We start from the raw sequence: 24581 nt of genomic DNA, 5'->3' as shown, positions 1-24581 counted from the left end.
CATGATGGATGCTGGCGGCTGTTCCCCGGTAAGATGGAAGTACGGGCTCACGACCGGAAGCCGGGCTCAAGCATCTGATGGAGAACAGCCATGGACGAGTATATCGGACTAGACGTTTCTTTGAAAGAGACTGCCGTATCCATTCGGCGTGACGGCAAGCGTGTTTGGCGTGGTAAGTGTCCCTCGGATCCACAGCTTCTGGCGGCATTGATCCGCAAGCATGCGCCGGCACCCAAGCGGGTAGTATTCGAGACTGGCTCGCTTTCGGTCTGGTTTTTTTACGCGCTGGCGGCCGAGGGGGTGCCGGCGATCTGTATCGACGCACGCCATGCCAAAGCCGCTCTCGACATGGCAGCGAACAAGACCGATGCCAACGATGTCGACGGACTGGCGCATCTGGCTGAGGTCGGGTTCTATAAGGAAGTGCGAGTCAAGAGCTTCGACAGCATGCTCACGCGCACGCTGGTAGCGGTACGAAATCGCCTCGTGCGGATTGGCACGGAGCTGTCGAACCAGATACGGGGCCTGATGAAGACGTTTGGTCTCGTCGTTCCCGCTGCGATGGGTAGCAAGTTCGAACATTATGTTCATGCGCTGCTTTCCGACAATAGAGATCTGGGCCAGATCATCCGTCCGCTGCTTGAAGCTTGGCACGCCGTTCGCCTCCGCGCCGCAGAGCTTGGACGCAAGCTTCTCGCGGACGCACGTGGTAGCGCCGCCTGTCAGCTTCTGATGTCGATCCCGGTGTCGGTGTCGTGACCGCTACGTCGTTCGTGAGTGCAATCGAGGAGCCCGCCAATTTCAAGCATTCGAGATCGGTGGGAGCGTTCGTCGGACTGACGACCCGGCGCTATCAGTCTAGCGAGATCGTTTATGACGGGCACATCTCCAGGCGCGGCTGCAGCCACCTGCGGGCTGCCTTACGAGGCCGCCACAGTCCTCCTCACGCGCAGCCGATCCGAATGCGATCTGCACAAATGGGGGCTGCAGCTACGGGAACGGCTTGGTTTCAACGCGCCACGGTCGCAGTCGCTCGCAAGCTCGCGGTCATCATGCACAGTATGCTGATCACCGGCGAACCGTTCAGGGAGAAACCCGCCGCGGCTTGAGTTCCCGAGCTCGTCCGCGTCGCACGGCGCCACGAGACGTCCTGCCGGGACGTAGGCTGATCCATTCCGCGAATTTCGTTGCACCTATGCCTTCATGGCAATGAAGTGCGTGCTGAACCTTGGAAGGGTTGCCCGCGAAGCCCCATCATGCGGCGGCATATGTCGATTGCGAAGACGACCATGCTCCCGGCAACGGCCTCTCAGAAACCCCTTGCAACCAACGCGATTAGTCGACGAACGTCCGAAGGTGGGGAAGGCGCTGGCGGCCACGAGTGTCTCAAAATGGGGTGCGCCGTGCAAAGGCGGCGTTTTTTAGTGGGTGCGAGTCCCACCCGGCTAAGAGCTTCAGCCGGAAGCAGCCGGGGCAGGCATGGAGGTAACGAAGTGTTTGAAGCTCCTGGATGACAATCACGTAGGTGACCGTGCGAGTGTGCAGGCCGCAACGTGAGTGAACGCTGAGCAAGCCTCGAAAAGGACGATGTGCAGGCCGCCCCGACACCCATTTCGGGGAAGGCTGATACAGACTGGCGAGTTTGAGCGACGTTTGCAGCTCGTCTGCTGCACCGGGGTAATGGCGGCAGCATGTACACAACGAAAGCGCACGCAACACGGGAGGCCCCATGACGTGCTCAGGGATAAGCAACCGGACGCCTGTGAGGGATGGGACGGGCGCGATGGGGTGGCGGAGAGGCCCGTAGTACCGTGGAAACCGAGTAATGTCGGTGGAGGGAAGGGGCGTCTCTTTTGGACGCCGATAGGGGGTCCTTTTTGGACGCCGATTGCCACAATACGGGCTTGTGCGGCTTACCCAGATTGGTCGGGGGGCGCCGTGGGCGAAGGCGTGATGCTTTTCCGAGAGCCGGATGCAGAGAGATCCGCATATCCGGTTCGATGAGCAGGGAGCGGAAACGGGTCGTCTTGTGCCCCACAGGCGAACCGCACGATACCGCGCCACTTCCTGACTCTACTCGTCGCGGCTGCCGCGGGGGGGCTTTGCGTTACCCTAGCGCTGATAGCCGCAAACAACCGACGCCTATGACATGCTTCGTGCTTATAGGTTGGCTTGTTCCTCTCCGTTTAACTCAGCATCGGGACCGTAATAGAGTTCAGCGCACGCTTTGCGCAGGCAGCCGCCCTCGATCTCGATATCGTCCCGATAGGCGTCCCCAATGAAGCCGAGGGTGTCGACGTGCTTTGCCTCGAAATACATCGGATGCACATCGCTGCGACCAGCACCGTAAACGACGCGGCCGACTTTCGACCAGATCGATGCCATCGTGCACATGCCGCACGGCTGCAGCGTCGAGTATAGCGTTGCCCCGCGCAGCTCCAGTTCTCCGGTTTGCTCACAAGCCCGACGGATCGCCATCATCTCGGCATGAGCGGTTGCGTCAGGCAATTTCTTGGTCTGATTTCGTTCGGCGGCAATCACCTTTCCTTCTAGCACGATGACGCATCCAAGCGGGGAGGTTGAGGGATCGGACCCTTTGGAGCGCGCGACGTCTATCGCCATTTGCATCCAGTGTTCGTCGGTATCGGTCTGCATTGCGTGTTCACCTAATTGCAGTTGCTGTTAGATTTGGCGTGGCGATCCGATTGCTGCGTCAGCTCTGAACCACCCTGACGGTCGCTTCTGTGGGATCGACCGGATCCATCACGAAAGCCCCGGCATCACGGTTCGCGACAAGCCATGCGACGTGTGCAGCAGTGATGCGCTGGCCCGGCACCAGTCGAGGGACGCCGGGCGGTGCGGGCGCGATCATCTCCGCTGCGATCCCTCCCTCAGCCGCCTCGTAGGCCACCATCACGGCTGGGCCGTAGAGTGCCGCAGGCCCGGGCATCGCCATGTCGACGGACAGGGTGCCGATCCCGGGCACAGGCGAGATTGCCGGCAGGATGGAGGGATCGGAACCGAGCTGATTCACGAGATCCTGCAAGCCACGGACGAGCTTGCGGAGATCGGACCTGGTTGTGCCCAGCGACAGAACGGCCAGGATATGCCGGGCGTCGGATAGCCCCATACTGATCCGGTGATGCTTGTAGAGCCAGTCATCGATAGCATACCCCGATACGCCCAGCGCCGAGACGTCGATCAGCACCTTGGTGACGTCCAGATCGGCATCGGGCGGCAAATGATCGCAACCAAACACTCGCAACGGGGCGATACCGGCAATCTTTCTGCGGACCGTATCCGCCAGCGCAATGACGCCGTTCCACATCTGCTCCCCGTTCAACGCGTGATCTCGCCGGGTCGCGTCGAGCGTTGCTAGGATCGGTACCGATGGGCTGGTGGTCTCGAACAGCTCATAGGCCATCCACAACCGCTGGCGATCGATCAGGTCGCCCTTGGCGACGATCACCGATCCCTGCGCGAGGGCCCCCATCGTCTTATGGGCGCTGTAGACGGCAGCGTCCGCCCCCTTGGTCAGCGGATCGTCCGGCAGTCCTTCACAAAATGCGAACGCACCACCCCAGGCGGCATCGACGATCATGGGAATACCGTGATCGTGACAGACTGTGGCGAGTGCCGCGATATCGCTCGTCACGCCGTAATAGGTTGGGCTGACGACGATGAACGCCTTGGCGGTTGGATTGGCCGCCAAGGCGGCGTTCAGCGCCTGCGGCTCAACACCATGCTCAATGTCCCATTCCCCGTCGATCTGGACCGGCACGATGGCGGCATTGAGCCCCGTCGCGAGCGCGTAGGTACGCTCGGCCTTGTGGGCATTCGCCGCGACCAAAATGGTGTCACCTGGTCCGGCGACCGAGGCCATAACCGTGTGAAGACTCTGGGTGGATCCGCCGGTTACAAACCGGCAGAAGTCGGCATTCCAGGCCTCCGCCGCGATCTCGTGCGCACGTTGAAGGGCCAGCTTGCCTTCGGTACGGTCGTCGAGTCCCTTCGGCGTCAGCACGTCGGCTTTAAAAACGCGCTTGCCGAGCAGTGCCTTCATCCCGCCAGGAATGGCTGCACCCTGGTTGTGGGCCGGCGCTCCAAATCCGATGACTGGCCTCTTCTCGATCGCAGCCAGCGCATCGGCCAACGGCGCACTCTTCTGATCCATGCCGAACCCTCTCCTGATCGAGTGGGTGAAACGCACGAATGCTGGAAAGCCTCGTCACAATGATTGATCTTCTTTACCAAACAAGCAGTTATCCGTCGAAGGCGGACGTGGATCAAACCGTCCGCCTATCTGTCTAGGGCGCATTGATAACAAAGCCATTTTCCAACATTCACTCACCAAGGGTACGAAAGAGGAAGAGCTATGACGAACGAGGTGCCAATTAACGTCAACGCAGCGAGTGCGGCGGAGTTGGACGCCATCCCGGCGCTAGCGGGGCACGGGTTCGAGATCGTCCGCTATCGTGAGGAACGTGGCGGGTTCAGTGACCTGAGACAACTTGATGAAATACCCGGTCTTACAGGTAAGGCCGATGGGGCGACTGCCTCACTGACCGTCGGCGATCGCTGACCCAGGCAGGCGCCAGACTTTGGAACGCCGCGATAAGAGCCTGTTCGTTGATCGGTTTGTCGAGAACGATCATCGATGGCCGACTTACATGGCATGCTTCGCGCGTGCCAGTCACGAAGATCACGGGCGTCGGCCCATGCTCCAAGATGATGGCTTCCACCGCGGCAGGGCCGGTACCGGCTGAAAGATTGACGTCGGACATGATGATGGAGGGAGGCCTCAATCTCGCGGCATCGATTGCCTCATCTTGCGAGGCAGCCTGATCAAAGGATGTCCCGCCAGCCCGCTCGATCAGCTGGATGATGTGATCGGCGATGAGGAAATCATCCTCGATGACGAGCACATGGCACATATGACAGATCCCGATAAGCTGAGCTCTCAACCAATGTGGTCACGCAATGGGCCCGCCACGGGGTTAATAAATGTCAGACAAGGTCGAAAGCTCAGATCGGCGCTTCGATTGCGAAGCGAACACCTTCCGGCAGATATTGGATTTCCGCCTTGCCGCGGATGTGGCGGGACAGGACGCGCTCAATCATTCGCGTACCAAATCCAACACGTGTTGGCATAGCAACGATAGGTCCATCCTGCTCCGCCCAGGAGAAGGTAAGCCGGCGTTCCGTTGCATTGCCGTTCAGGTCCCAGCGTATGCTCACCTGCCCCTCCGGTACCGAGAGCGCTCCGTATTTGATCGCATTGGTCGCCAGCTCGTGCAGCGCCATCGACAACGCAAGTGTCACTTCCGGGGTCAGCCGTATCGTCGGGCCGACAGCGGAAAACCGTCGACCGTTGCTGTCCATGAACGGCGCCAACACCCGCTCGACGATCTCACCGATTGCCGCGCCTTCGATCTCATCCTTGAGCAGAAGTTCGTGCGCAGACGCGAGGCTAGCGATGCGGCCCGACACCGCATCTCGAGCCTCACCAAGAGACGCCGCATCGCGTAGCGTCTGGCTGACAACGGCACTGACCGTCGCAAGCGTGTTCTTCACGCGGTGTGTCAGTTCATGTGCCAGAACCGACCGTTGCTCCTCGGCAAATTTGCGCGCTGAAACATTGCTCGAAAAGCCCGAAACCGCCAACGGTGTGCCATCCGCGCGACGCTGCAGCGAGCCTTGGGAATGGATCCAGCGTTGCTCGCCTTCAGGCGTTAGAATGCGGTATTCGACGTTATAACGCGTGCCATGCTCGATAGCGCTGTTCAGCGAAGATCTGACGAGTTCGCGATCCTCTGGGTGCACGCAAGCCAACAAGCCTTCCGCAGATAATATTTCTCCGGCTGGCCTTCCAAAGTTTGCAAGACAGCTTGGCGAATAGCTAAGCTTCAATTCTGGCAAGTCGATGGTCCAAGTGCCCAGTCCGCCAGCATCGAGCGCAAGCGCCAGGCGGGCCTCTCGTTCGGCTAGCGCAACTTCGCGCTTCGCAAGCTCGGCACTCAGAGTGTCGCGGTCGCGTTCCAACTGCAACAGCCCGTGCCGCTCGAGTGTGACATCGAGCTGGGATGCCACGAAGTAGCGTAGGCTGCCAGTCGCGTCATGCACGGGCGCGACCATGAGGCGGTTCCAGAACGGCGTGCCATCACGACGGTGATTCAGGAGGTCGATATCGATCGGCTCGCGGCTAGCGACCGCATCCTTCATACGTCGGACGTCGGCCTGATCGGTCAACGGTCCCTGCATGAAACGGCAGTTCCGGCCAACGACCTCGACCGCCGAGAACCCCGTCAGAGCCTCGAACGCACGATTGACGTAAACCAGCGGGTTATCAGGTAGCGTTGGATCGCTGACGACCATCGGCGTAATGCAGTGATCGAACGCCGCAACGAAGGGGTCATGCTCGTTTAGGCGGGACGCAAATGCGTCGACAGCCTCGCGTACGACACCTGAGGCATCGTGCGGTCGAATAGGCGAAGGCGGGAGTGGCTGACGGTCCAAAGCAGGATCGTCCTAGCGGTAAGACGTTGATGGATCAACGTAATCGGAATTTTGTAGAACTTCTGTCATCTGTCGTCCCACCTCGTGAGGCCATGCGATTGTCGGTTATCACCGGAAATCAGCGGCTAGTCTGGGACCACTCTGCGGCGAACGCGGGTGCTGCAATGAAGCTCGCCGGCTGCGGGGATACGGGCGGCGGATCGCAGACACCCTCTTCAATGTAGCGCATTGCGGACATCAGACCATTCCGGGAGAAGGGCTTGGGTATGACGCCATGGCCACCGGCAAAGTCGGCTGGGATCTTAAGTGGGTTTGCAGTGACGAAGACGACTATCGCGCCCGCCCATCGCTTCCGGATCAGCGCACAGGCATCCAGGCCGCTGGTGCCTTTCGCAAGCTGTATGTCGACAAAAGCCAAGTCCGGGTGGAGATCGCCTGCCAGGTCTTCAACTTCGTAGAGAGACGCGGCCTCGCCGACGACACGGTGACCGGCGTCTTCGATCATCGCTTCGATATCCATCGCCAAAAGAGCTTCGTCCTCGACGATCAGCACGTTCAACGGCGGTTGGGCACGTACATTCATTAATCGTCCACCGGGAATGAGAGAGATACACGAACACCGGGGGCGGCGTCAGACCACACGACGTCGGCCCTGACTTGCGTGGCGAGGCGCGAGATAAGCATTTTGCCAATGCCGTCCGGCTGAACGTCATTGTTGGCTAGCCCATGCCCATTGTCGATGATTTCGATCAGGGCGTTATTGCCTTCTAGGGCGGTACGGACGGAAATTGTACCGGCTCGTCCGTCGGCAAATGCGTGTTTGATGGCGTTGGTCGCTATTTCGTTGAGGATCAATCCAAGCGATGCCGCCTTACTGGACGGCACCTCTGTTTGCGAAATGTTCGAAACCACCTTGATGTCGTCGCGTCGGCTTGTACCAACGACGTCGCTGATTAGATTTTCGGTGAACGCCCCGACGTCAAACCGGGTGACGTCGTCCGACTGATAAAGACGGCGATGCACTGTCGCCAGCGCATCAACCCGTTCGAGCATGGTTTCAAGTTTTGATGAAACGGCCGGGTCTGATATGCTACGCGCCTGCAAACGCAGAAGCGAACCGATCATCGTAAGATTGTTCTTTACGCGATGGTCGACTTCGTGAAGCAGCAGAGTTTTCGCATCTAGCGCGGCCTCGAGGTCTGACGTGCGCGCCTCGACTTCCTGTTCGACCAATAACCTTTGCTTTGAAATTATAGTCTGCGCTTTGACGCGGTCAGTAACATCAAGCTGGGAGGCGAAGAAGAATACAACCTTGCCGGCGTCATTGCGTACAGGGCTCAGGTACAACGCGTTCCAGAACGCAGATCCATCCTTTCGATAGTTTAGAAGGTCCACGGCAATGTCGGTCTGGGCGTCGATTGCCTGACGCACTTTAGCCACCTGCTCTCGGTCGGTGCCGGGACCCTGCAGGAAGCGGCAGTTACGGCCGATGATTTCACTTCGGTCGTAGCCCGACAGCGTTTGAAAGGCTTCGTTGCAGAAGACGATCGGGTTATCGGTCTGCGCGGGGTCCGTAATGACCATAGGCATTCGGGTAGCCCGAACAGCCGCGGCAAAAGGGTCCGCTCGTCCGTGCTCGTAATCAAGCGCTTCCGTCAGATGCCAATCGTCCCGCTGCTTCATCACGCCTCCGTGGAGCGTGCCGACCAGCCGAACTCCGTGCCAAGACTAAATCATTTTGATCGTTTTCCGTTCCGCTGAGAGATCGAGTTCGTCTCACTGAGGCATGACCATTTGGCGGCATGGCTTGCCCGTACAAAGCCTCTTTGAGTTCAAAAATCGGCGACATTTCGTGCAGGCTAAAGATGAACGAACATGGGGTAATCGCGGGAAGCAGCTACTTCGGTCAGCAATGGTTTCGAGGGTGGCTGTTCCCCGGTAAATTAAGGTGCGGGCTCACGACTTGCAGCCGGGCCCATACATCGGACGGAGAGCAGCCATGTGTGAGTATATTGGACTCGACGTATCGTTGAAAGAGACAGCCGTTTCGATCCGACGCGGCGGTAAGCGCGTGTGTCGTAGCAAATGCCTGTCAGACCCAGCGGCTATTGCCGCTCTGATCCGCAAGTATGGCCCCGCGGCGGAGCGGGTTGTGTTCGAGACGGGACCGCTCTCAGTGTGGTTCTACCACGCCCTGAGCGCGGAAGGATTGCCGCCAGGTACTGCATCACGATGGGCATGATCTCCTGGAACAGCTCGATTTTGGCTTGGTCGTCTACCTTCATGATGTCCGCGAGCCTGCTGGCGTCCTCCGTTCGTGTCATGATCGTGATAGAACGCGAAATTGCGTTGATACGCCTCAATTGGCGGCACTTCACGGTCAGAAGTCCGTTGCAGCTCAGTAGGAGGTTTTGTGATGGCACGGTATTTTTTCCACACTGAAGGCGCTCTACGACAGGCCGACGATGAGGGCACGGAACTGGGCGATCACGGCGCAGCTCGGAAGCACGCAATCATATTTGCCGGACAGGTTATGCACGGGGAACCGAGCGTGCTCTGGGATGGAAACGACTTCAACGTCCAGGTGACCGACGACGCGGGCCTACTGCTATTTACGCTGACTGCTTACGTTACAAATGCGCCGGCTGCCGGCGATACGAAGTAGCCGATGCCGATAATGGAGGTGATGAGCTCGTCAATGTTCAGCCGGAGCGCTTCCGCACGTCGTCGTCGCCTAGGAAGTCAGCAATGCGACGAACGAACGACCCGTGGACTTGGTGAGGATCCGCGCCATCTGGCATCGTATAAACCGTGTTGGCATTAAGCCAGTCACTATGGTCGACATCGTCCCCCTCTGAGCTTTGAAGCGTAATCGTGACGGTGAACGGGATTGTCCGCGCGAAAGTTACCACCGCGATCCCATCCTCGATGACGTATCGACCAATAATCTCGCATGGCGCGTTCCACCTAACGTCACCGCGGTGCAGGGCGTAATATTTGGAGTTAATCCGATCGAGAGGTTCATCTCCCTCGAGGTAGAACCATTCGCCTTGCAGTAGGTCTTCGGTCATGGCTGGCATGGACATTCGTCTCCTAGCTTGAATCTACGATCTTGCCACCCGGAGCGGAAGAGCTAGCGTGCCGGCACGCCGCTGGCGAAACAGCGGGCGACTCGCCGCAAAGAACTTGTTCGGAGACGCCAGCCCGTGCGCAGGGCGCGCAGAGGCGGTCGCCGGCTTTGATGCCGTCGTCTATCTATTCTCCAATTAGCGTGTCAGGGCTCGTTGGAGCGGCATGCTCCTCACTGGAGCGTCCGCTTGGCGCGCCGATCCGGTCCCCCGCTCACGCGGCGCGCCACTCGCGGGGACCCGAATTGATTCGACGCGTTGATGCCGCGCCGGGGTCATCGCCAACCGATCCCCGGCCGGCCCGCCTCGCGATACTCCTGCCGTTTGAGGCGGGCCGTTTTGGCTTGAAACTCGCTGCTGGTTCCGGCGTAATGGTGCCACTGGCCAACCGGGGGGTATGGCCAGTCGGCCCGCCCCATGAAGGCTCCACATGAGGCGGGCCGTTACGGCGAAACCGGTTCGAGTTTCCTGCTTTGACGCGACGCCAAGTGCCCGGAAATTGACTGGCCGGCTCGCCCTCTCTCCCTTGTCAGGGCGGGCCTTTACCGACAGCGTAGCAAGTGGCGGTCTCAGAGTAAGCGACCGCTGACAAGCGCCAATCTCGGGGCTACCTTTGGCAGGCGACGAATTCGGCCGAGGTAGGAGCGACTCGTGAAGCGGCAGGTGTTTGTCCATGGGCAACGCACAGAAGTGGACGTCGAGGAAATTGAATTAGGGCGGTGGAAAGCGACGGGTGAGTATGCTGGAAAAATTTCGAGTGTGACCAGCACGTCGGCGAGCCGGGCGGCATCGGATTGGGCCGTTGTCGTAAGCAAAAGAGATTTTACCTGACTTTTGGAAGCGAGCGCCTGTTCCCGTGATTGAAGAACACCCTTCCTATGGAGCCGTCATGAACCACCCCGAGAATGGTTTCAGCCCAAAGTTGTGGGCATTGGCTGGACGCCGCGAACCTGGGAAGGCTGGGTGATCATCGTCTTCGTAGTCGCGATCGGCGCCATTGTCGGTCGGGTGAACTTCTCCAATGTGTAATCGAGCAAGGTTCGACGGCGAGCCAGAAACCATCACAGAACGGTTCGGTGCGGAATGGCTTGCCGATAAGCCGATGGACAACCGGTTCGACCCGAAGGAGCTACGTCCGTTCGGCCGTGCCTATGTAGTGCGGAACCAAGACGGCCGCCGCGGGCTCGACGTGATGGAATGGGACGTTCTGGCAGGCCAGGCGAAGCACGCCGGACGTAAGGTTGCGCAGACCAATGTTCGGACCCTCCACCTTCCTCAATGGCGGTCACTCGTCACCGATCCGGCCAACCGCTGCCTGATTCCACTGAGGGAGTTCTGCGAATGGGCGCGTGAACCGACCGATCTCGGTGACGGCAAGAAGCCGATCAGGGGGGAGATGTGGTTCGGAGTGACCGACCAGCCCGTGTTCGCGATTGCGGGTTTCTGGCGACAGGTCGGCGATCAGCGCTACTTCGCGATGGTGACGTGCGATGCGAACGAGCTGGTGGCGCCGATACACCCGAAGGCGATGATCACGATCCTGCGACCGGATGATCATGAGCGGTGGTTAACCGGCAGCTATGACGACGTACTGGCGATGCAGCGTCCATATCCGGCCGACCGGATGACGGTACGGGGGGCCCGTGTTTCCAACACGAAAGATTATCGACGCCGGTCACGCATAATCCGTTAACCATGGTAGGAGTCAGCGAAACGACAGGGGTAAATGCCGTGGATAGGCACGACGAAGCAAGAGCACTGGCGCGCAGCATCTTCGAGTTGCGTAAGATGCGAGCAGATCATTTACCAGAAGCTGTGTTATCCGAGATCGCTTGGAATATCCTGTTAGCGCTCTTCGTGGCAGATGCAGATGGGCGCCAGCTTACCGTAAACGACGTACTTGCGATTGCTGAAGCCCCTGTTCCCACTGGTCGTCGCTGGATCACCGTGCTGTGCGACCTGGACCTTGTCATTGAAGGGCAGCGCGGAAACTTAGCGGACGTCATCGGATTAACCGCAAAGGGTATCACAGCGATTGAAGCCTGCATGATCGACGCGCAGTCGTTCCTTCAGACGCGGCTTTCGCGATCATCTGCTACTTGATCTTCGACAACCGAGATCGCCTGCGCGAGATATGCCGCCGCGAGCGAATACGAGTGCGCGTCCAGTTCCTCTAAAACGGCGTGCATTCTTTCAAGTATGCATTCCGTGACGGATGCTCTTTCTGTGGCCATGTTCGCTTCCTGCTTTCGTTGAGGAAGCGCCCCAGGGCTTCCTTCGTCGCGGGGCCGTGCGGTGTGCGACGATATAGACAGGACGCTAACATGGGTTAGGTCGGTGTAAAATGACTAAATGTTCATGTGTGGACGCAGAGGCGTAGGCCTACGTGCGGCGCCAGCTAATTTGCCGCCCGGACGATCGGCACCTGTGCAATGTTGGTCGTCCATGCTGGAGATCGCATCTCGGACCGCATTTTCCACTCCCGCTTGACCCCCTGCGACGCCGTCACAGCCGTCCGCGTGCCGACCCTGCCGTTGATGGCGTCGAGTGCCCCCATCAGTCGGTCCCGCTTGGCCGTGTCGTCTTCGAACAGAGTGCGCGGTCGCTCGTCCTCGGGAAGCAGATCGTCGAGCATGATGCCCGCCTTCGTGTAGGCGTAACCATCGCGCCACGCCTTTCCGGCGCCGCGCCTGCCCCCCCGAATCATTACGTTTGTTGAAAGAGGGCAGTCATGGCCGCCCCACGGGACGAAGAACCAAGTTTCGAAACCGACGTTAACGAACTGCCAAATAGCAACGATGGTCCGGCAAATAGCCTTGCGGACAAGCTGTCGGCCAACACATCAAACTCAGACGATCTCGAGGAGGCCCAGAAGGAAGGCGCTGAGGAGAGAGAAGAGGGTGGGCTATATTAAATGGGTTTGGGGCATTTGAAGCGTTTTGTGATCAAAACTTATTCAGAATGTCCCACTTCCATCTTCTAATCATATGCCGCTGGGTAAAGCGTTATGATTCACTGGCTGCGGCCTCCCTTTTAAGCATCACGTCCTTGAGCGTATTGCCTGCGATTCCCCCAGCAGCGACCGCCACCACGACATTGCCTACGAAGAATTCGACGATACCAACCACGCTGCCGAACGCGATCAGCGCTGACGTCGTCACCGGCAGTGCAGCGGTCACCTTACCGATCGCGACCTTCGCCTCTTGGCGAACGACGCGAAGCCGCTCGAGCAGAGGCTCGAGCGATCGACCTTGATCGACCGCCGCGATCAGATCGCCCAGCGCATGATGCAGCGCTCTCAGCTGCTGCAACGCTACCGCGCGATCGGCATCGACCGGGCCACCATTGTCCCAGGCAAGCTGTTCATCGTCGATCAACCGCTGCACGGCTTCCAGGGCAACAGGCGCTAACGCCTGAATGACAGCGGCGTGCTCGCGCAGGGAAGGGCGCCCGGTCCACGTCGCCGAACTGAGGGCATCCGGTCCTCGAACCTCGTCCCACAACGCCTTGAACTGCTCACGGACCATTTCACGCCGCAGAGTGCGATCCTTGGTCTCTCTCGCATGACGTACGAATGCCTCAAGGCTGGGCTGCGCCGCGACGAAAGCTGGCGCCAACGGCCGCAGGTCGGTCCGGCCAAGCAGCGCTCGGCGCAGCGCCTTGTAACGTGTGTCGTCCGCGAGATCCTGAATGCCATCGCAAGCGCCAAGGCATAGCGTTTGCAAACGCTGCAGCGCCTCCTCGTCGTTCAGCCCTTCCGGCCAGTGTGTTCCTGAATAGCCCATCGCATTCGATCCGTTTCGACTCAGCTGATCGTCGAATGCACGAATGCTTGCCTGTAGGACATAGCAAGAACATCAATGTGCCAGAACGTCGCTAGACAGACATACCGCCATCGATAATGTTGATGGACGGTACCGATGCCGATCCGCCCCGAACATGTCTTCCTGTACCCGGTCGATTGGCCCCAGTTATCGCCTCTGGTTCGCTTCGTGCGGGCAGGCGGACGCTGCGAACATTGCGGACGCCCGCATGGGCAACGGGTTTTTCCCCCTGGGTGACGGACGCTGGTGGGACAAGGGCCGGTCGTATTGGCGTAATGGCGACGGCCGGCGTGTTCGTCGACCGACCGAGAACATCCTCCACATGGGCAAATGGACACCGGTGATGCTAGCCTGCGCGCATCTCAATCATGACCCCAGCGACAGCGCGCTTCACCAGCAGGCAGCGCTCTACCAGCGCCGCCACATGATTTACGACGGTCCTGAGCATCGCCGTCGACGTTGGATGAACGCGCATTACCGGCGTGCGCTCGGCGATCTGTTCTACGGCCCATGTCCGATGCGGGGGGCGGACTGGATCACGCCGACATCCTTCAGCATGCTCGACGACAGCCGTTCACTATACGGGAGCGTACGGTAGCTTCGAGCACCGGATACGCCGTGCCGGCCGCATTCAGGCAAAAAAAGGGGCCGCCAAAAGCGACCCGGGAAGTTTTTAGGAGAGGATGCCTGAAAGGCGTCATCTTAGTATCCGGCAGGTCGGGCAATGGCGATTGCAAACCTGTCTAATCTGGATTGCATTTCGTTCACTTGGCGGAATGTTGGTGCCAAACTCGTTCCCTGATTCGCTCAATGACAGGGGCACTATTTACGAAGGCTCGACAGCGCGGGAAGCGGACTGGGTCCGGCACGCCGATCAGCATGCCCGATGACAGTCGTTCGCGTACGCGCAAGCACGGTAGCTCGGCTCCGCAGCACATAGCCAAACGCGCTTCGCAGCGTTCCTAGCCGGAACCTTATCTACATGAGCCTCGAGTCTGATGCTTGACCAAATGGTTCTGGTAACGGAACATAAAGGGAACATGTAGAGTCTAAAGATTATGATTACCGCCCTCGAGTCCCTGCCAACCACCATCGCCCACCTTCGGACAATCGCCACGCCGGTGGTAGATCACCGCATCATGCCGTTCGGTGTTCCCGCGCTCGACGATCGTCTCGCGAACAGAGGCCTTCGCGCCGGCGCGCTGCACGAGGTCGCCGCACAAAGCTGTTCGATGGTCGACGATGCCGCGGCAACGCTGTTCCTGGCCGGCATCGCCGCGCGAGAGGTAGCGCACACTGGCGGGCCCGTGCTGTGGGTGAGCTGTCGCAACGATCTCTATGCGCCGGGATTGGAGCAGGCGGGACTGGCGCCTGCCGAGTTGATTCACGCGCAACCACGTGACGATGCCGCCTTGCTGGCCGTCGTCGAGGACGCCGTCCGCGACGGAACGCCGTCAGCTGTGATCGCAGAGGTAAGTCGCATGTCGATGGTGGCGACGCGGCGCCTGCAACTGGTCGCGGCAGACGCTGACATTCCCGTTCTCATCCTGCGACGACGACGTAATCGCGAGCAGGATCCGCTCGCTGAGCCGTCCGCGGCCTGGACGCGCTGGCGGATCGCCAGTGCGTCGTCCGAGCGCCTGGGCGTCGCCGGCGTCGGCCGATCCCGGTGGCAGGTCGAGGTCGCACGGCAACGTGGCGGCGAAGCATTTTCGATGATTTTGGAGGGCTGCGATGAGACGGGTTGTCTCGCTGTTCCTGCCGCACTTGGCCATCGAACGGCTGAGACGGCTGGACCGGCACGCTACGCGGCCGCCTGAGCGGCCCGCGCTTCAGCTTCCCGTCGACGACGATCCCGGTGCGTGTTCGGTACCGCGGGGCGGCGGATGGCGGCCGGGCGCGCGGTGGGCGCGCGCTGACCTGCCAATCAGGCAGGATGTGGAAGGTGAGATCGCAGCGCTGCCCGCGCATGCCAAACCGCCCATGCGTGAGCTTGGCCGGCGCTCGGAGGCGGCGAACCATCCGTTCCACGGACCAGCGCCAGCAGACCGTCACGACAGGGTCGCGGCGACCGTTGCCGCGTTCCACAGGGCGCCGCTCGCGCTGGTGGGCAAGGTCGGCCGGCGCGAAGAGGTGGTGGCCGCCTGCGAAGGCGCAGCCGCGTTAGGGATCACGATCGGGATGGCCGCGACCCATGCGCGTGCGCTGGTGTCCGATCTCGACATCCGACCTTCCGAGACCGAGGCGGATGCCGCGATGCTGGATCAGCTCGTGCTACGCGCGGCGCGCCGCTGGTCGCCGATCGCAGCCGCCACACCGCCCGACGGGCTGTGGCTCGACCTGACCGGCTGCGCGCATCTCCATGGCGGGGAAGAACGGTTCTGCCGGCGTCTGCGCGCCTTTTGCCAACGTGCCGGGTTCACCGCGCGCGTGGCGGTTGCAGACACACCGGGCGCGGCACACGCTATTGCCCGGTTCGGGCCTGCCGACATCGCGATCGTGCCCACAGGGCGGACGGTCGAAGCGCTCAGCGGCCTACCGGTCGCGGCCTTGCGCCTAGCAGGCACCGCGCTCGTTGCCGCCCGCAAGTTCGGCTTCGAACGCGTCGCCGATCTTCTACCGGTCGCGCGCGGGCCTTTGGCACGCCGGCTCGGGATGGCCGCAATCACGCGGCTCGATCAGGCCCTCGGCGCGGTCGCCGAACCCATCACGCCGCGCACCGACGAGGTCATGCCGATCGTCGAGCGACGATTGCTCGAACCGATCGTCACCGCAGACGCGATCGCGCAGGTCATGGAGGATCTCCTCGGAGACATGGCCGAACTGCTGCGCGCGAACGGGCTCGGCGTACGATCGCTGCGGCTCGGTGGCCTACGCGTCGATGGCACCGAGCAGGTCGTCGCGGTCGGCACCTCACGCCCGACACGCGAGGTCTCGCACCTGTTGCGGCTCATGAAGCTCAGGATCGAGCGGATCGATCCGGGCCTAGGGCTGGAACAATTCTATCTGGCGGCGCCGCACACCGAGCCACTCGACGCGGTCGACCTCGGCGCGGTTCTCGCCGGTGAGGTCCTCGTGCGGGATCCGGCCCGTCTCGTCGACGTCGTTGCCGGCCGCATCGGCGCTGACGCCGTATTCCGGATTGCCCCTGTTGAAAGCCACGTGCCCGAGCGTGCCGTTATGCGCGCGGACCCGGTGGTAGCGCCCGCGGGCTGGCCGAAATGGCGCCGACCGACGCGCCTGCTGGCGAGGCCCGAACCGCTATGGGGCGTCATAGCGCTGATGCCCGATCAGCCGCCCCGGCGGTTCGAGTGGCGCGGTCGGCCGCACAAGGTGGTTGCCGGCGACGGCCCCGAGCGGATCCACGGCGAGTGGTGGCGTCGCGACGCGGAAGTATGGGCGGTGCGCGACTATTACTGCGTCGAAGACGAGACGGGCGGCCGCTACTGGGTGTTCCGGCGTGGCGACGGGTTCGTCGAGGACACCGGCGATCTCAGCTGGTGGATGCACGGCGTGTTCGCATGACCGACTATATCGAACTCCAGGTCCTCACGCATTTTTCACTGCTCCGCGGTGCATCGAGCCCCGAGGAGCTGTTCGCGGCCGCGGCGTTGCTTGGCTATCCCTCGATCGGGGTCAGCGACATTGGCACCGTCGCGGGTGTGGTGCGCGCATGGGAAGCGCAGAAGGCGACGGGCGTTCGCTCGATCGCCGGCTCGCGCGTCAATCTGTCCTGCGGGCGGCAGCTGCTGCTCTACCCGACCGACCGCCTCGCCTGGTCGCGCCTGACGCGTCTGCTGACATTGGGCAAAAAGCGGGCGGGGAAGGGGGGATGCCTCCTCCACTGGCATGACCTCGAACCCTGGTCGGAGGGCATGATCGCCATCCTGCTGCCGGTTGAGCCGGACGAGGATAATCTGGCAGCGCTAGCCGACCTGAAGACGGTCTATGGTCGTCGCGGGTACATGGCGCTGTTCCAGCGGCGCCGGCCGGACGATGCCGTGCGGATCGACGCGCTGGCGCGGCAGGCGGGCGGCGCCGGCGTTCGCGCGGTGGTGACGGGTGATGTCCTCTACCACGCACCGGAGGCCCGGCTTCTCCAGGACGTGGTGACGGCCGTGCGCGAGAAATGCACCGTCGACGAACTCGGCTACCGGCGCGAGGTCAATGCCGATCGTGCACTCAAATCCCCCGACGAAATGGTCCGGCGGTTCAAGGCGTATCCGGATGCGCTGCGCGCCAGCGTCGACATTGCCCGTCTGTGCACGTTCGATCTGGGTGAACTGGCCTATCAGTACCCGCATGAGCGGCTGATCGACGGGCTGACCGCGCAAGAGGCCCTGCAGAAGCTCGCGAATGACGCTGTCGACGCCCTGTTCAACGGCGCGGTGCCAGCTGCCTATACCGAGCAGATCGCCCACGAGATGCGGCTGATCGGCGAGCTCGGCTATGCGCCGTATTTCCTGACCGTCTACGCGATCGTTCGCGAGGCTCGCCGGCGGGGGATCCTGTGCCAGGGCCGCGGCTCAGCCGCGAATTCCTGCGTCTGCTTCGTGCTCGGCGTTACCTCGATTGACCCGATCAAGCACGAGTTGCTGTTCGAGCGGTTCGTCAGTGGTGAGCGTCGCGAGCCGCCCGATATCGACGTCGATTTCGAGCATGAGCGCCGCGAAGAGATCATCCAGTGGATCTACGAGACCTATGGCCGCAACCATTCGGCGTTGACCGCCGTGGTCACCCGCTACCGGGCCCGCGGCGCGGTACGCGATGTCGGCAAGGCGCTCGGCCTGCCCGAGGACCTGACCTCGTCTTTGGCCGGGCAGGTGTGGGGCTGGTCGGCAGAAGGCGTCGGCGAAAAGCAGGTCAACGAGTTGAACCTCGACATCGGCGATCGACGGCTGCGCCTCACGCTCGAGCTTGCCCGCAAGCTGATCGGCGTACCGCGCCACATGAGCCAGCATCCGGGCGGGTTCGTGCTTACCCATGACCGTCTCGACGATCTTGTCCCGATCGAACCCGCCGCGATGGAAGATCGGCAGATCATCGAATGGGACAAGGACGACATCGATGCGCTGAAGTTCATGAAGGTCGACGTGCTGGGTCTCGGCATGCTTGGCTGCATGAACCGTGCTTTCAACATGCTCGAGGCGGACAAGGGGCTGCGGGTTGGCCTCGCCGACCTGCAGGACGACGACCCGGACGTCTACGCGATGATCTCGAAGGCCGACACGCTCGGCACCTTCCAGATCGAAAGCCGCGCGCAGATGTCGATGCTGCCGCGCATGAAGCCGCGGCGCTTCTACGATCTTGTCATCCAGGTCGCGATCGTGCGGCCGGGACCGATCCAAGGTGACATGGTCCACCCGTATCTGCGCCGACGCGAGGGGCTGGAGAAACCCGAATACCCGCGGCCCGAGCTACGCGCGGTGCTGGAGAAGACGCTTGGCGTCCCGCTGTTTCAGGAGCAGGCCATGAAGGTCGCGATCGTCGGCGCCGGGTTCACGCCGGCCGAGGCGGATCAGCTGCGCCGCGCCATGGCGACGTTCAAATTCACAGGGGGCGTATCGCATTTCAGCGAAAAGCTGATCGGGGGCATGGTCGAGCGCGGCTATCCGCGTGAGTTTGCCGAGCGCACCTTCCGTCAGCTCGAGGGCTTCGGGTCCTATGGCTTCCCCGAAAGCCACGCGGCCTCGTTCGCCAAGATCTCCTACGCGTCGAGCTGGATGAAGCATCATCACCCGGATGTGTTCTGCGCGAGCCTCATGAACGCGCAGCCGATGGGCTTCTACGCCCCCGCCCAGATCGTCCGCGACGCACGTGAGCATGGCGTCGTGGTTCGCCCCCCTTGCGTCAACGCGAGCCGCTGGGACTGCACGCTGGAGCCGTATGGCGGGCGGTACCTCGCCGTACGGCTGGGGCTCCGCCAGATCCGCGGCCTGTCGAACGCAGATGGCGCCAAGATCGTCGGCGCGCGCGAGCTGACCGCGTTCGAGAGCGTGGAAGACGTATGGCGGCGATCGGGCGTGCAGCGCGCGGCGATCGAGAAGCTCGCGGACGGCGATGCCTTTCATAGTTTCGGCGCCGATCGTCGGCAGGGCCTGTGGAAGGTGAGGGGGCTCGGCGAAGCGCCGCTGCCGCTGTTCGCCGCGGCCGACCGCGCGGATCAGGCGGTCAGCGCGGAAGGGATCGAACCTGATGTTGAGCTGCGCCCACTGACCGATGGTCGTGAGGTGATTGAGGATTACCGGGCGCTGCAACTCTCGCTGCGCGCGCATCCGCTGACCTTCGTCCGTGATGAATTGGCCAGGCGTGGTGTGACCAAATGCGCGGACCTGGCGACCATCCGTGACGGACGCCATGTCGAGGTCGCCGGTATCATTCTCGTTCGCCAGAAGCCCGGGTCTGCCAAGGGCGTGCTGTTCATCACGATCGAGGACGAGACGGGAATCGCGAACGGCATCCTGTGGCCCGATCGGTTCGAGCGCCAACGCCGCACCGTGATGTCCGCATCGATGATCGGCATGAAGGGCAGGGTGCAGAAGGAAGGTGAGGTCATCCACGTCATCTGCGACCGAATCATCGACCACGGCGATCTGCTGCACCGGGTCGGCGAGATGTCGTTCCCGCACCGGACGGGCCGCGGCGACGGTGCGAAACATGCCGGCTCCCCCGACCGCGGCGACAAGGGCTGGAGCCCGGGCCCGCGCAACTCCTACTGGCCGCCCCATGCGGACGGCATGGATCCGGAAGCCGTCGTGAAGTTCAAATCTCACGACTTTCATTGATGGCCAAGCTCGTCCGTCATCAACGCGTTGTCATCGCGCTATCGGTGCATATCTTGCGGGGCGGCGTTGCGCGTTGCTCGGACGCTCGTGTCGACGTCGTCGAGATCCGGTTGGCGCTGCGCTGTCTGCTGCCGCACTGCCCGGAACGCTGGCCGCTCGAACTCTACTGGGACGCCGCAGCCCAAGAGAACGAGATCGGCAGGGCACAGGGTGTGACCGCGGCGTTCAACGGGATCGTCCGCCAGCTGCGCCGCGCCGGCTGTTATGAAGAGGTAACCGAACCGTGAGTATGCGACTACCGCGAGCAGCCGTTGCTCGAGTTCCCGACGGCACGCGGATCGTCAGCGTCGAGCGCATGTCGCGAGCCTTCACCAAATATCATCTCGATGACGGACGTGCGCTGCACCGGTTCAAGATGGAAGAGCCACACGCGACGCCGCATGACCACCCCTGGAGCTTCGACACCGAGATCCTTGATGGCGGGTATGTCGAAGAGGTGTTCCACCTGGATCCAGGTGGCGGCTGGCATAGCGAGCTCCTTCACCGCATCCCGGGCGAAACCTACCATGTCGATGCCGTGCATATTCACCGCATCGTGGAGCTGCCGACGGGCGAATGCTGGACGCTCGTTCGTGCAGGTCCCCACACGCGGGAAACCCGGTTCTGGCGGCTCGGAGACATGGTTCGGTCCCGGGCGTGGCATGAGCGCCGATGGACGCGCTTCGGATAAGCTATCACGGTGAGAGCCAGCCCACGGCGACGGTCAAGACGGTGTTGGCCGGGGCAGGGCATCGAGCGCTGCGGATACCTGCAGGCGCAGATCATCGTCTCGGGTGATTTCCAGCATCGCGCTGAGGCTGCTGCGGGCGCCGGCCACATCTCCGGCGACCAACTGAAGTCTAGCGCGCTCCCACCAACCATGGGCGTGCGTAGGCGCCACGATCGTCATGCGGTCGTACAGGACCAGCGCACGCGCGGGATCCCCGGCCTGCTCGGCACGGGTCGCCTGGTTGAGCAGCAATCGAACGAGCGCCGATCGGTTCGACAGGGGAAGCACCCCGTCGGAAAACCGTGCCTGGCCCGTCATCTGCTCGAGCAAGGCTTTCACCTGTTCAGGGGCGACAATGCGACCATCGTTGAAGGGGTCGATGATCAGCGCATCCGATGCGTCGCCAAGGCGTACCAGGACGTGGCCGGGGGTATTGAGCGGCATCGCCGACCATCCCAGGCGGCGAGCCATCGCCACATAGATAATCGACAGACTGATCGGCAGGCCGAGCCGTCGATCGACGACAGCGATCAGATCCGCATTCTGCGGATCGTCGTAGTGCACCCGGTCGCCAGAGAACCCAAACTCTTCGACCATCACGCTGCTCAAGGCCTGGGCCTGAGCGATGCTGCTTACTGCGTCGCCGTCAGCGGCGCGGAGGGCTATTTCTATGTCCGTGAGCTCGTCGAGATATTCATCGAGATCGACGCCGGGGTGATCGAGCGCTGCGAGTTCCAGCGCGGCCAGATCAAGCTCGATCTCCCCGTCTTCCATCAGCCCGAGATGAAGAATGCTATTGATCATGAGCCGTTAGATGGGAGGCTGCTTCGATCGTTTCTATGGCAATGCCAGGATACGGCAAGCCTGAGCCATAACCGGTTTACGATACGGGAGCCCGACTGTGCGGCACAGCCGGTTCCGCCCCGTCTCTTGCCAGAAGGGAACCGGCGCCACGGTAGCGATCAGGCTTTACCGCGCCCACCGTTGAGCTTGCCCGCGGCAGCATCGAGCTTCTCACGATCGTTGCCGACGTCGGCGATCAGGTCGCGCGCCTGCTGCGCGGTCAACCCGTGCTTCTCGGCGAAATACTCGACCTCATACGTCTCACTACCCGAGACACGGCTGCGATCACGCCCGTCGGTTTTGCTTTTGTCATCGGCCATTGTGGTTCTCCATCCAGTTGGACATGAACGCTCTGCCCCGTGACCGTGTCCGTCCCAATGGCACGATGCCGATTAAGGTGTGCCACGTGGCACACCTTCTTAAAATTGCTCGCATCGCGCGACGCACGGGCATTGCGTCCCTCCAATACTCTCGCCAGCGATGGTAGTCCGTTCGAAGCCAGCCATGCGGCGGGGACTACGCTGACGATCGGCGACTGCTGAGCCGCGATAGGTTGTAACCGAGTCCTGCGGGGCGCGCTCTATCGCGGGACGCTGCAACCCACCGCATTGCCGGTTGGCTCATGCTCGGGCATCGTAGCGCGATGGGTGAGCCAAACAGTGATTTCGAACAGGCGGCACAGATCGTCGAGGCGTTCTCCGAGAGTGAGACCGACGAACGCATTCTCGAACTGCTGACGCAGATCGCGGCCGCGATCCGCGATCACGCAATAGACAACTAGGGCAGCGACCATGTGCAATCGCGCCCGCATGCTCGGTGAACCCGAAACCCATTGGGAGTCTGCTGCGAAGATCTTCAGCGAGCGACCGCGCGACAACCGGTTCGATCCGCGCGAGCTTCGCCCCAAGAGCCGAAATTATGTGGTGCGGGAACAGGACGGCGAGCGTGCCCGGGATGTGATGTCGTGGGACGTGCTGGGCGGAAAGGCGCCATGGCCGATGACCAACGTCCGTAACCTGGCCTTTCCACAGTGGCGCAAACTCGCGGAAAAGCCGGAAAATCGGTGCCTTGTGCCGTTGACCGAGTTTTGCGAATTCACGCCCGACAAGCATGACCTGGGTGACGGCAAACCTCCGCTCAAAGGCGAAATGTGGTTTAGTGTGGTCGATCAGCCCGTGTTCGCCGTCGCCGGGTTTTGGCAGCATACCGCGGAAGGGAACGGGTTCACGATGGTGACGTGCGATCCCAACACGCTGGTGGCGCCGATCCACCCGAAAGCCATGATCACGATCCTGGATCCTGCCGACATCGATACCTGGCTGCGTGGAACCCTACGACGATATCGTTGGCCTGCAGAAACCCTATGACCCTGCCAAAATGACTGTCCGGGGGCCTATCTTCCCGACACGCAGCGGTCGTGTCCCCGCTGGTGGTGTAGCTCAGCGGTAGTGAAGCTGACCGGTCGCGCGCTATCATCCAGCGCTGTAGCGGCCGGTCAGGTTCACGGGTGGCCATCGAAGATCTTCGGATAGGTTTGGGTTGCGAGACTCAACCAACGGAGACCTTCGATGACCGAGGATACGATGAACCTGCAGGCGCTGGTGGGAAAGAGCGCGGATGCAGATTTCCTACGCGAAATGATTGGCTTTGCCGCGCAGCGGCTGATGGACCTGGAGGTCGGCAATTTGACCGGCGCTGGATATGGCGAGAAGAGCAGCGACCGGCTTGCCCAACGTAACGGTTACCGCGAGCGGGACTGGGAGACGCGGGCCGGCACGGTCGAATTGCGCATCCCCAAGCTGAGGACGGGCAGCTACTTTCCCGCCTTCCTGGTCCAGGGGACGGCATCAATGATATTCAAGCGCGCTCTGCTGGCTGCAGCATCCCTTGACGACGTGAGGCTGGTCCTGCCCATGCACGACGCGCTGGGACTATGCCCCTGCTGAAGCCGCTGAAGCCGCTGCCAGCTATGGCCTCGATGCCTCGCCAGATCGCACGTCTGCTACCTCGAGCGATTATGTAGCGCCGATCAACGAGACGTCGATCTACGGGCGGCGTGATCTCGATCGCGGTTCGTCGCGCGTGCGGTCGTACAGCAACGAACACAGCACTGGCAGCAAGGAAAAGGGCCTCGCCGACGAAGCGCTCGGCAACGTCAAGCAGGCAGCCGGTAGCGTGTTCGGTAACGAAAACCTGAAGCGCGACGGTATCGAACAAGAACGTCGTGGCGAGAGCGAGCAGGGCAAAGGCCCAGACCGCTCGTAAGAGCAGTGATGAGGAGCAATAGCTGTGCTGTCACTTCTCGCTTAATAATCGATTAGGAATTCAAAATAACCCTCCAGCTTGCAACGTACAAGACGATTAGGGTATGTTGCTTTTCTATCAATCCTACTGGCGCCGGCAAGCTTTATTGCCGGCGCCTTTGTTTTATAGCTTGTCTTTTAGACCCTTGGCAGCCGTGAATGTCAGCTTCTTCGATGCCGCGATCGTTATGGCTTCACCTGTTGCAGGATTACGACCCTGCCGTTCGGCCCGATCCTTGACGGCAAACTTACCAAACCCAGGAACCGATACTTCCTCACCCTTTGCAGCAGCATCGGCGATCTGATCAAAAACAGCCGTGATGGCCGACTTGGCATCAGTCTCGCTCTTACTCGTTGCAGCGGCGACGGCCTTTGCGAGGTCACTCATATTCATGCAGGTCTAACTCCTTCAA

At 61.5% G+C, this 24581-nt stretch carries 25 protein-coding genes and 4 pseudogenes; 16 read left to right on the top strand and 13 right to left on the bottom strand.

Features of this window, described 5'->3' with window-relative positions; genetic code table 11:
• Positions 1 to 90: 90 nt before the first annotated feature.
• Positions 91 to 1109: pseudogene (locus AC3D24_RS08540) on the top strand (IS110 family RNA-guided transposase).
• A 1051-nt stretch (positions 1110 to 2160) separates the two neighbouring features.
• Here AC3D24_RS08540 and AC3D24_RS08535 read toward each other — a convergent pair.
• Positions 2161 to 2655 carry a nucleoside deaminase gene (locus tag AC3D24_RS08535; protein WP_489029800.1) on the bottom strand — a complete coding sequence of 165 codons (495 nt, stop codon included), beginning with the start codon at positions 2653 to 2655 and terminating at the stop codon, positions 2161 to 2163.
• Positions 2656 to 2713: 58 nt separating this feature from the next.
• On the bottom strand, positions 2714 to 4153 hold the full coding sequence (locus tag AC3D24_RS08530) for an aminotransferase class I/II-fold pyridoxal phosphate-dependent enzyme (RefSeq protein WP_489029799.1): 1440 nt from the start codon (positions 4151 to 4153) through the stop codon (positions 2714 to 2716).
• Positions 4154 to 4375: 222 nt separating this feature from the next.
• Between AC3D24_RS08530 and AC3D24_RS08525 the strand changes: the two genes are divergently transcribed.
• Positions 4376 to 4582, top strand: a complete 207-nt coding sequence (locus AC3D24_RS08525) for a ComEA family DNA-binding protein (RefSeq protein ID WP_489029798.1) — start codon at positions 4376 to 4378, stop codon at positions 4580 to 4582.
• Here the strand turns inward: AC3D24_RS08525 and AC3D24_RS08520 are convergent.
• The 4 genes from AC3D24_RS08520 to AC3D24_RS08505 all read right to left on the bottom strand — a co-directional run bounded on the left by AC3D24_RS08520 (position 4530) and on the right by AC3D24_RS08505 (position 8199).
• On the bottom strand, positions 4530 to 4934 hold the full coding sequence (locus AC3D24_RS08520) for a response regulator (RefSeq protein WP_489029797.1): 405 nt from the start codon (positions 4932 to 4934) through the stop codon (positions 4530 to 4532). The genes AC3D24_RS08525 and AC3D24_RS08520 overlap by 53 nt on opposite strands.
• Positions 4935 to 5025: 91 nt before the next feature.
• The gene (locus tag AC3D24_RS08515) at positions 5026 to 6375 is read right to left on the bottom strand and encodes a PAS domain-containing protein (protein WP_489029796.1); all 1350 of its coding nucleotides are present in this window, start codon (positions 6373 to 6375) and stop codon (positions 5026 to 5028) included.
• Positions 6376 to 6634: 259 nt separating this feature from the next.
• Positions 6635 to 7099 carry a response regulator gene (locus tag AC3D24_RS08510; protein WP_489029795.1) on the bottom strand — a complete coding sequence of 155 codons (465 nt, stop codon included), beginning with the start codon at positions 7097 to 7099 and terminating at the stop codon, positions 6635 to 6637.
• Positions 7099 to 8199, bottom strand: coding sequence for a histidine kinase dimerization/phosphoacceptor domain -containing protein (locus tag AC3D24_RS08505; protein ID WP_489029794.1), 1101 nt, complete (start codon positions 8197 to 8199; stop codon positions 7099 to 7101). Before AC3D24_RS08505 ends, AC3D24_RS08510 begins: the two co-directional genes overlap by 1 nt.
• Before the next feature lie 316 nt (positions 8200 to 8515).
• On the opposite strand from AC3D24_RS08505, the pseudogene AC3D24_RS08500 reads away from it, so the two are divergent.
• Positions 8516 to 8731, top strand: a pseudogene (locus tag AC3D24_RS08500) (IS110 family transposase); the annotation flags it as partial.
• A 201-nt stretch (positions 8732 to 8932) separates the two neighbouring features.
• Positions 8933 to 9181: a DUF6894 family protein gene (locus tag AC3D24_RS08495; protein WP_489029793.1), complete on the top strand. Its 249-nt coding sequence runs from the start codon at positions 8933 to 8935 to the stop codon at positions 9179 to 9181.
• Between the two features lie 37 nt (positions 9182 to 9218).
• Here the strand turns inward: AC3D24_RS08495 and AC3D24_RS08490 are convergent, their stop codons facing one another.
• A complete protein-coding gene (locus AC3D24_RS08490; RefSeq protein ID WP_489029791.1) occupies positions 9219 to 9596 on the bottom strand; it encodes a hypothetical protein in 378 nt (125 codons plus the stop codon).
• Positions 9597 to 10665: 1069 nt separating this feature from the next.
• Here AC3D24_RS08490 and AC3D24_RS08485 point away from each other — a divergent pair.
• Together AC3D24_RS08485 and AC3D24_RS08480 are read left to right on the top strand one after the other, a co-directional pair.
• Complete coding sequence (locus AC3D24_RS08485; RefSeq protein WP_489029790.1) at positions 10666 to 11337, top strand: SOS response-associated peptidase family protein; 672 nt, start codon at positions 10666 to 10668, stop codon at positions 11335 to 11337.
• A gap of 38 nt (positions 11338 to 11375) precedes the next feature.
• The gene (locus tag AC3D24_RS08480; RefSeq protein WP_489029789.1) at positions 11376 to 11747 is read left to right on the top strand and encodes a hypothetical protein; all 372 of its coding nucleotides are present in this window, start codon (positions 11376 to 11378) and stop codon (positions 11745 to 11747) included.
• Positions 11748 to 12042: 295 nt separating this feature from the next.
• On the opposite strand, the gene AC3D24_RS08475 is transcribed toward AC3D24_RS08480, so the two are convergent.
• On the bottom strand, positions 12043 to 12279 hold the full coding sequence (locus tag AC3D24_RS08475) for a DUF4113 domain-containing protein (RefSeq protein WP_489029788.1): 237 nt from the start codon (positions 12277 to 12279) through the stop codon (positions 12043 to 12045).
• 96 nt (positions 12280 to 12375) lie between these two features.
• Here AC3D24_RS08475 and AC3D24_RS08470 point away from each other — a divergent pair, with 96 nt between their 5' ends.
• The gene (locus AC3D24_RS08470; protein WP_489029787.1) at positions 12376 to 12558 is read left to right on the top strand and encodes a hypothetical protein; all 183 of its coding nucleotides are present in this window, start codon (positions 12376 to 12378) and stop codon (positions 12556 to 12558) included.
• 91 nt (positions 12559 to 12649) lie between these two features.
• On the opposite strand, the gene AC3D24_RS08465 is transcribed toward AC3D24_RS08470, so the two are convergent.
• Positions 12650 to 13429, bottom strand: a complete 780-nt coding sequence (locus tag AC3D24_RS08465) for a hypothetical protein (RefSeq protein ID WP_489029786.1) — start codon at positions 13427 to 13429, stop codon at positions 12650 to 12652.
• Between the two features lie 247 nt (positions 13430 to 13676).
• Between AC3D24_RS08465 and AC3D24_RS08460 the strand changes: the two genes are divergently transcribed.
• From AC3D24_RS08460 to AC3D24_RS08440, 5 genes are all read left to right on the top strand, one after another.
• A complete protein-coding gene (locus AC3D24_RS08460; RefSeq protein WP_489029785.1) occupies positions 13677 to 14066 on the top strand; it encodes a hypothetical protein in 390 nt (129 codons plus the stop codon).
• A 460-nt stretch (positions 14067 to 14526) separates the two neighbouring features.
• Positions 14527 to 15288 (top strand): ImuA family protein, encoded by a 762-nt coding sequence (locus AC3D24_RS08455; protein ID WP_489029784.1) that lies wholly within the window; start codon positions 14527 to 14529, stop codon positions 15286 to 15288.
• Positions 15203 to 16993, top strand: a complete 1791-nt coding sequence (locus AC3D24_RS08450; RefSeq protein ID WP_489029782.1) for a Y-family DNA polymerase — start codon at positions 15203 to 15205, stop codon at positions 16991 to 16993. Before AC3D24_RS08455 ends, AC3D24_RS08450 begins: the two co-directional genes overlap by 86 nt.
• Positions 16990 to 20253, top strand: coding sequence for an error-prone DNA polymerase (locus AC3D24_RS08445; RefSeq protein ID WP_489029780.1), 3264 nt, complete (start codon positions 16990 to 16992; stop codon positions 20251 to 20253). Before AC3D24_RS08450 ends, AC3D24_RS08445 begins: the two co-directional genes overlap by 4 nt.
• A complete protein-coding gene (locus tag AC3D24_RS08440; RefSeq protein WP_056056312.1) occupies positions 20253 to 20540 on the top strand; it encodes a hypothetical protein in 288 nt (95 codons plus the stop codon). Before AC3D24_RS08445 ends, AC3D24_RS08440 begins: the two co-directional genes overlap by 1 nt.
• Positions 20541 to 20548: 8 nt before the next feature.
• On the opposite strand, the gene AC3D24_RS08435 is transcribed toward AC3D24_RS08440, so the two are convergent.
• From AC3D24_RS08435 to AC3D24_RS08425, 3 genes are all read right to left on the bottom strand, one after another.
• Positions 20549 to 20836 carry a hypothetical protein gene (locus AC3D24_RS08435; protein ID WP_489029778.1) on the bottom strand — a complete coding sequence of 96 codons (288 nt, stop codon included), beginning with the start codon at positions 20834 to 20836 and terminating at the stop codon, positions 20549 to 20551.
• Between the two features lie 180 nt (positions 20837 to 21016).
• Positions 21017 to 21826 carry a SirB1 family protein gene (locus AC3D24_RS08430; RefSeq protein ID WP_489029776.1) on the bottom strand — a complete coding sequence of 270 codons (810 nt, stop codon included), beginning with the start codon at positions 21824 to 21826 and terminating at the stop codon, positions 21017 to 21019.
• A 158-nt stretch (positions 21827 to 21984) separates the two neighbouring features.
• Positions 21985 to 22185 (bottom strand): DUF3606 domain-containing protein, encoded by a 201-nt coding sequence (locus AC3D24_RS08425; protein ID WP_248524800.1) that lies wholly within the window; start codon positions 22183 to 22185, stop codon positions 21985 to 21987.
• A gap of 323 nt (positions 22186 to 22508) precedes the next feature.
• Here AC3D24_RS08425 and AC3D24_RS08420 point away from each other — a divergent pair, with 323 nt between their 5' ends.
• The 4 genes and pseudogenes from AC3D24_RS08420 to AC3D24_RS08405 all read left to right on the top strand — a co-directional run bounded on the left by AC3D24_RS08420 (position 22509) and on the right by AC3D24_RS08405 (position 24130).
• Positions 22509 to 22646, top strand: a complete 138-nt coding sequence (locus AC3D24_RS08420; RefSeq protein ID WP_489029774.1) for a hypothetical protein — start codon at positions 22509 to 22511, stop codon at positions 22644 to 22646.
• A 10-nt stretch (positions 22647 to 22656) separates the two neighbouring features.
• Positions 22657 to 23314 (top strand): annotated as a pseudogene (locus AC3D24_RS08415) (SOS response-associated peptidase family protein).
• 119 nt (positions 23315 to 23433) lie between these two features.
• Positions 23434 to 23697 (top strand): annotated as a pseudogene (locus tag AC3D24_RS08410) (transposase); the annotation flags it as partial.
• Positions 23698 to 23947: 250 nt separating this feature from the next.
• Entirely contained in the window at positions 23948 to 24130 is a 183-nt protein-coding gene (locus AC3D24_RS08405) for a CsbD family protein (RefSeq protein ID WP_489029772.1), read from the top strand.
• A gap of 162 nt (positions 24131 to 24292) precedes the next feature.
• On the opposite strand, the gene AC3D24_RS08400 is transcribed toward AC3D24_RS08405, so the two are convergent.
• A complete protein-coding gene (locus tag AC3D24_RS08400) occupies positions 24293 to 24562 on the bottom strand; it encodes an HU family DNA-binding protein (protein ID WP_489029770.1) in 270 nt (89 codons plus the stop codon).
• Positions 24563 to 24581 lie beyond the last annotated feature (19 nt).

The organism is Sphingomonas sp. SL1004 (assembly GCF_057815015.1).
Note: the sequence above shows the minus strand (reverse complement) of the source record. Positions and strands in the feature narration are given on the sequence as shown.

Coding starts and splice junctions, on each gene's coding strand:
- AC3D24_RS08535 (WP_489029800.1), bottom strand. CDS start 2,655: ATGCAGACCGATACCGACGAACACTGGATGCAAATGGCGATAGACGTC.
- AC3D24_RS08525 (WP_489029798.1), top strand. CDS start 4,376: ATGACGAACGAGGTGCCAATTAACGTCAACGCAGCGAGTGCGGCGGAG.
- AC3D24_RS08520 (WP_489029797.1), bottom strand. CDS start 4,934: ATGTGCCATGTGCTCGTCATCGAGGATGATTTCCTCATCGCCGATCAC.
- AC3D24_RS08515 (WP_489029796.1), bottom strand. CDS start 6,375: ATGGTCGTCAGCGATCCAACGCTACCTGATAACCCGCTGGTTTACGTC.
- AC3D24_RS08510 (WP_489029795.1), bottom strand. CDS start 7,099: ATGAATGTACGTGCCCAACCGCCGTTGAACGTGCTGATCGTCGAGGAC.
- AC3D24_RS08505 (WP_489029794.1), bottom strand. CDS start 8,199: ATGAAGCAGCGGGACGATTGGCATCTGACGGAAGCGCTTGATTACGAG.
- AC3D24_RS08495 (WP_489029793.1), top strand. CDS start 8,933: ATGGCACGGTATTTTTTCCACACTGAAGGCGCTCTACGACAGGCCGAC.
- AC3D24_RS08490 (WP_489029791.1), bottom strand. CDS start 9,596: ATGCCAGCCATGACCGAAGACCTACTGCAAGGCGAATGGTTCTACCTC.
- AC3D24_RS08485 (WP_489029790.1), top strand. CDS start 10,666: ATGTGTAATCGAGCAAGGTTCGACGGCGAGCCAGAAACCATCACAGAA.
- AC3D24_RS08475 (WP_489029788.1), bottom strand. CDS start 12,279: ATGCTCGACGATCTGCTTCCCGAGGACGAGCGACCGCGCACTCTGTTC.
- AC3D24_RS08470 (WP_489029787.1), top strand. CDS start 12,376: ATGGCCGCCCCACGGGACGAAGAACCAAGTTTCGAAACCGACGTTAAC.
- AC3D24_RS08465 (WP_489029786.1), bottom strand. CDS start 13,429: ATGGGCTATTCAGGAACACACTGGCCGGAAGGGCTGAACGACGAGGAG.
- AC3D24_RS08460 (WP_489029785.1), top strand. CDS start 13,677: ATGGGCAACGGGTTTTTCCCCCTGGGTGACGGACGCTGGTGGGACAAG.
- AC3D24_RS08455 (WP_489029784.1), top strand. CDS start 14,527: ATGATTACCGCCCTCGAGTCCCTGCCAACCACCATCGCCCACCTTCGG.
- AC3D24_RS08450 (WP_489029782.1), top strand. CDS start 15,203: ATGAGACGGGTTGTCTCGCTGTTCCTGCCGCACTTGGCCATCGAACGG.
- AC3D24_RS08445 (WP_489029780.1), top strand. CDS start 16,990: ATGACCGACTATATCGAACTCCAGGTCCTCACGCATTTTTCACTGCTC.
- AC3D24_RS08440 (WP_056056312.1), top strand. CDS start 20,253: ATGGCCAAGCTCGTCCGTCATCAACGCGTTGTCATCGCGCTATCGGTG.
- AC3D24_RS08435 (WP_489029778.1), bottom strand. CDS start 20,836: ATGCACGGCATCGACATGGTAGGTTTCGCCCGGGATGCGGTGAAGGAG.
- AC3D24_RS08430 (WP_489029776.1), bottom strand. CDS start 21,826: ATGATCAATAGCATTCTTCATCTCGGGCTGATGGAAGACGGGGAGATC.
- AC3D24_RS08425 (WP_248524800.1), bottom strand. CDS start 22,185: ATGGCCGATGACAAAAGCAAAACCGACGGGCGTGATCGCAGCCGTGTC.
- AC3D24_RS08420 (WP_489029774.1), top strand. CDS start 22,509: ATGGGTGAGCCAAACAGTGATTTCGAACAGGCGGCACAGATCGTCGAG.
- AC3D24_RS08400 (WP_489029770.1), bottom strand. CDS start 24,562: ATGAATATGAGTGACCTCGCAAAGGCCGTCGCCGCTGCAACGAGTAAG.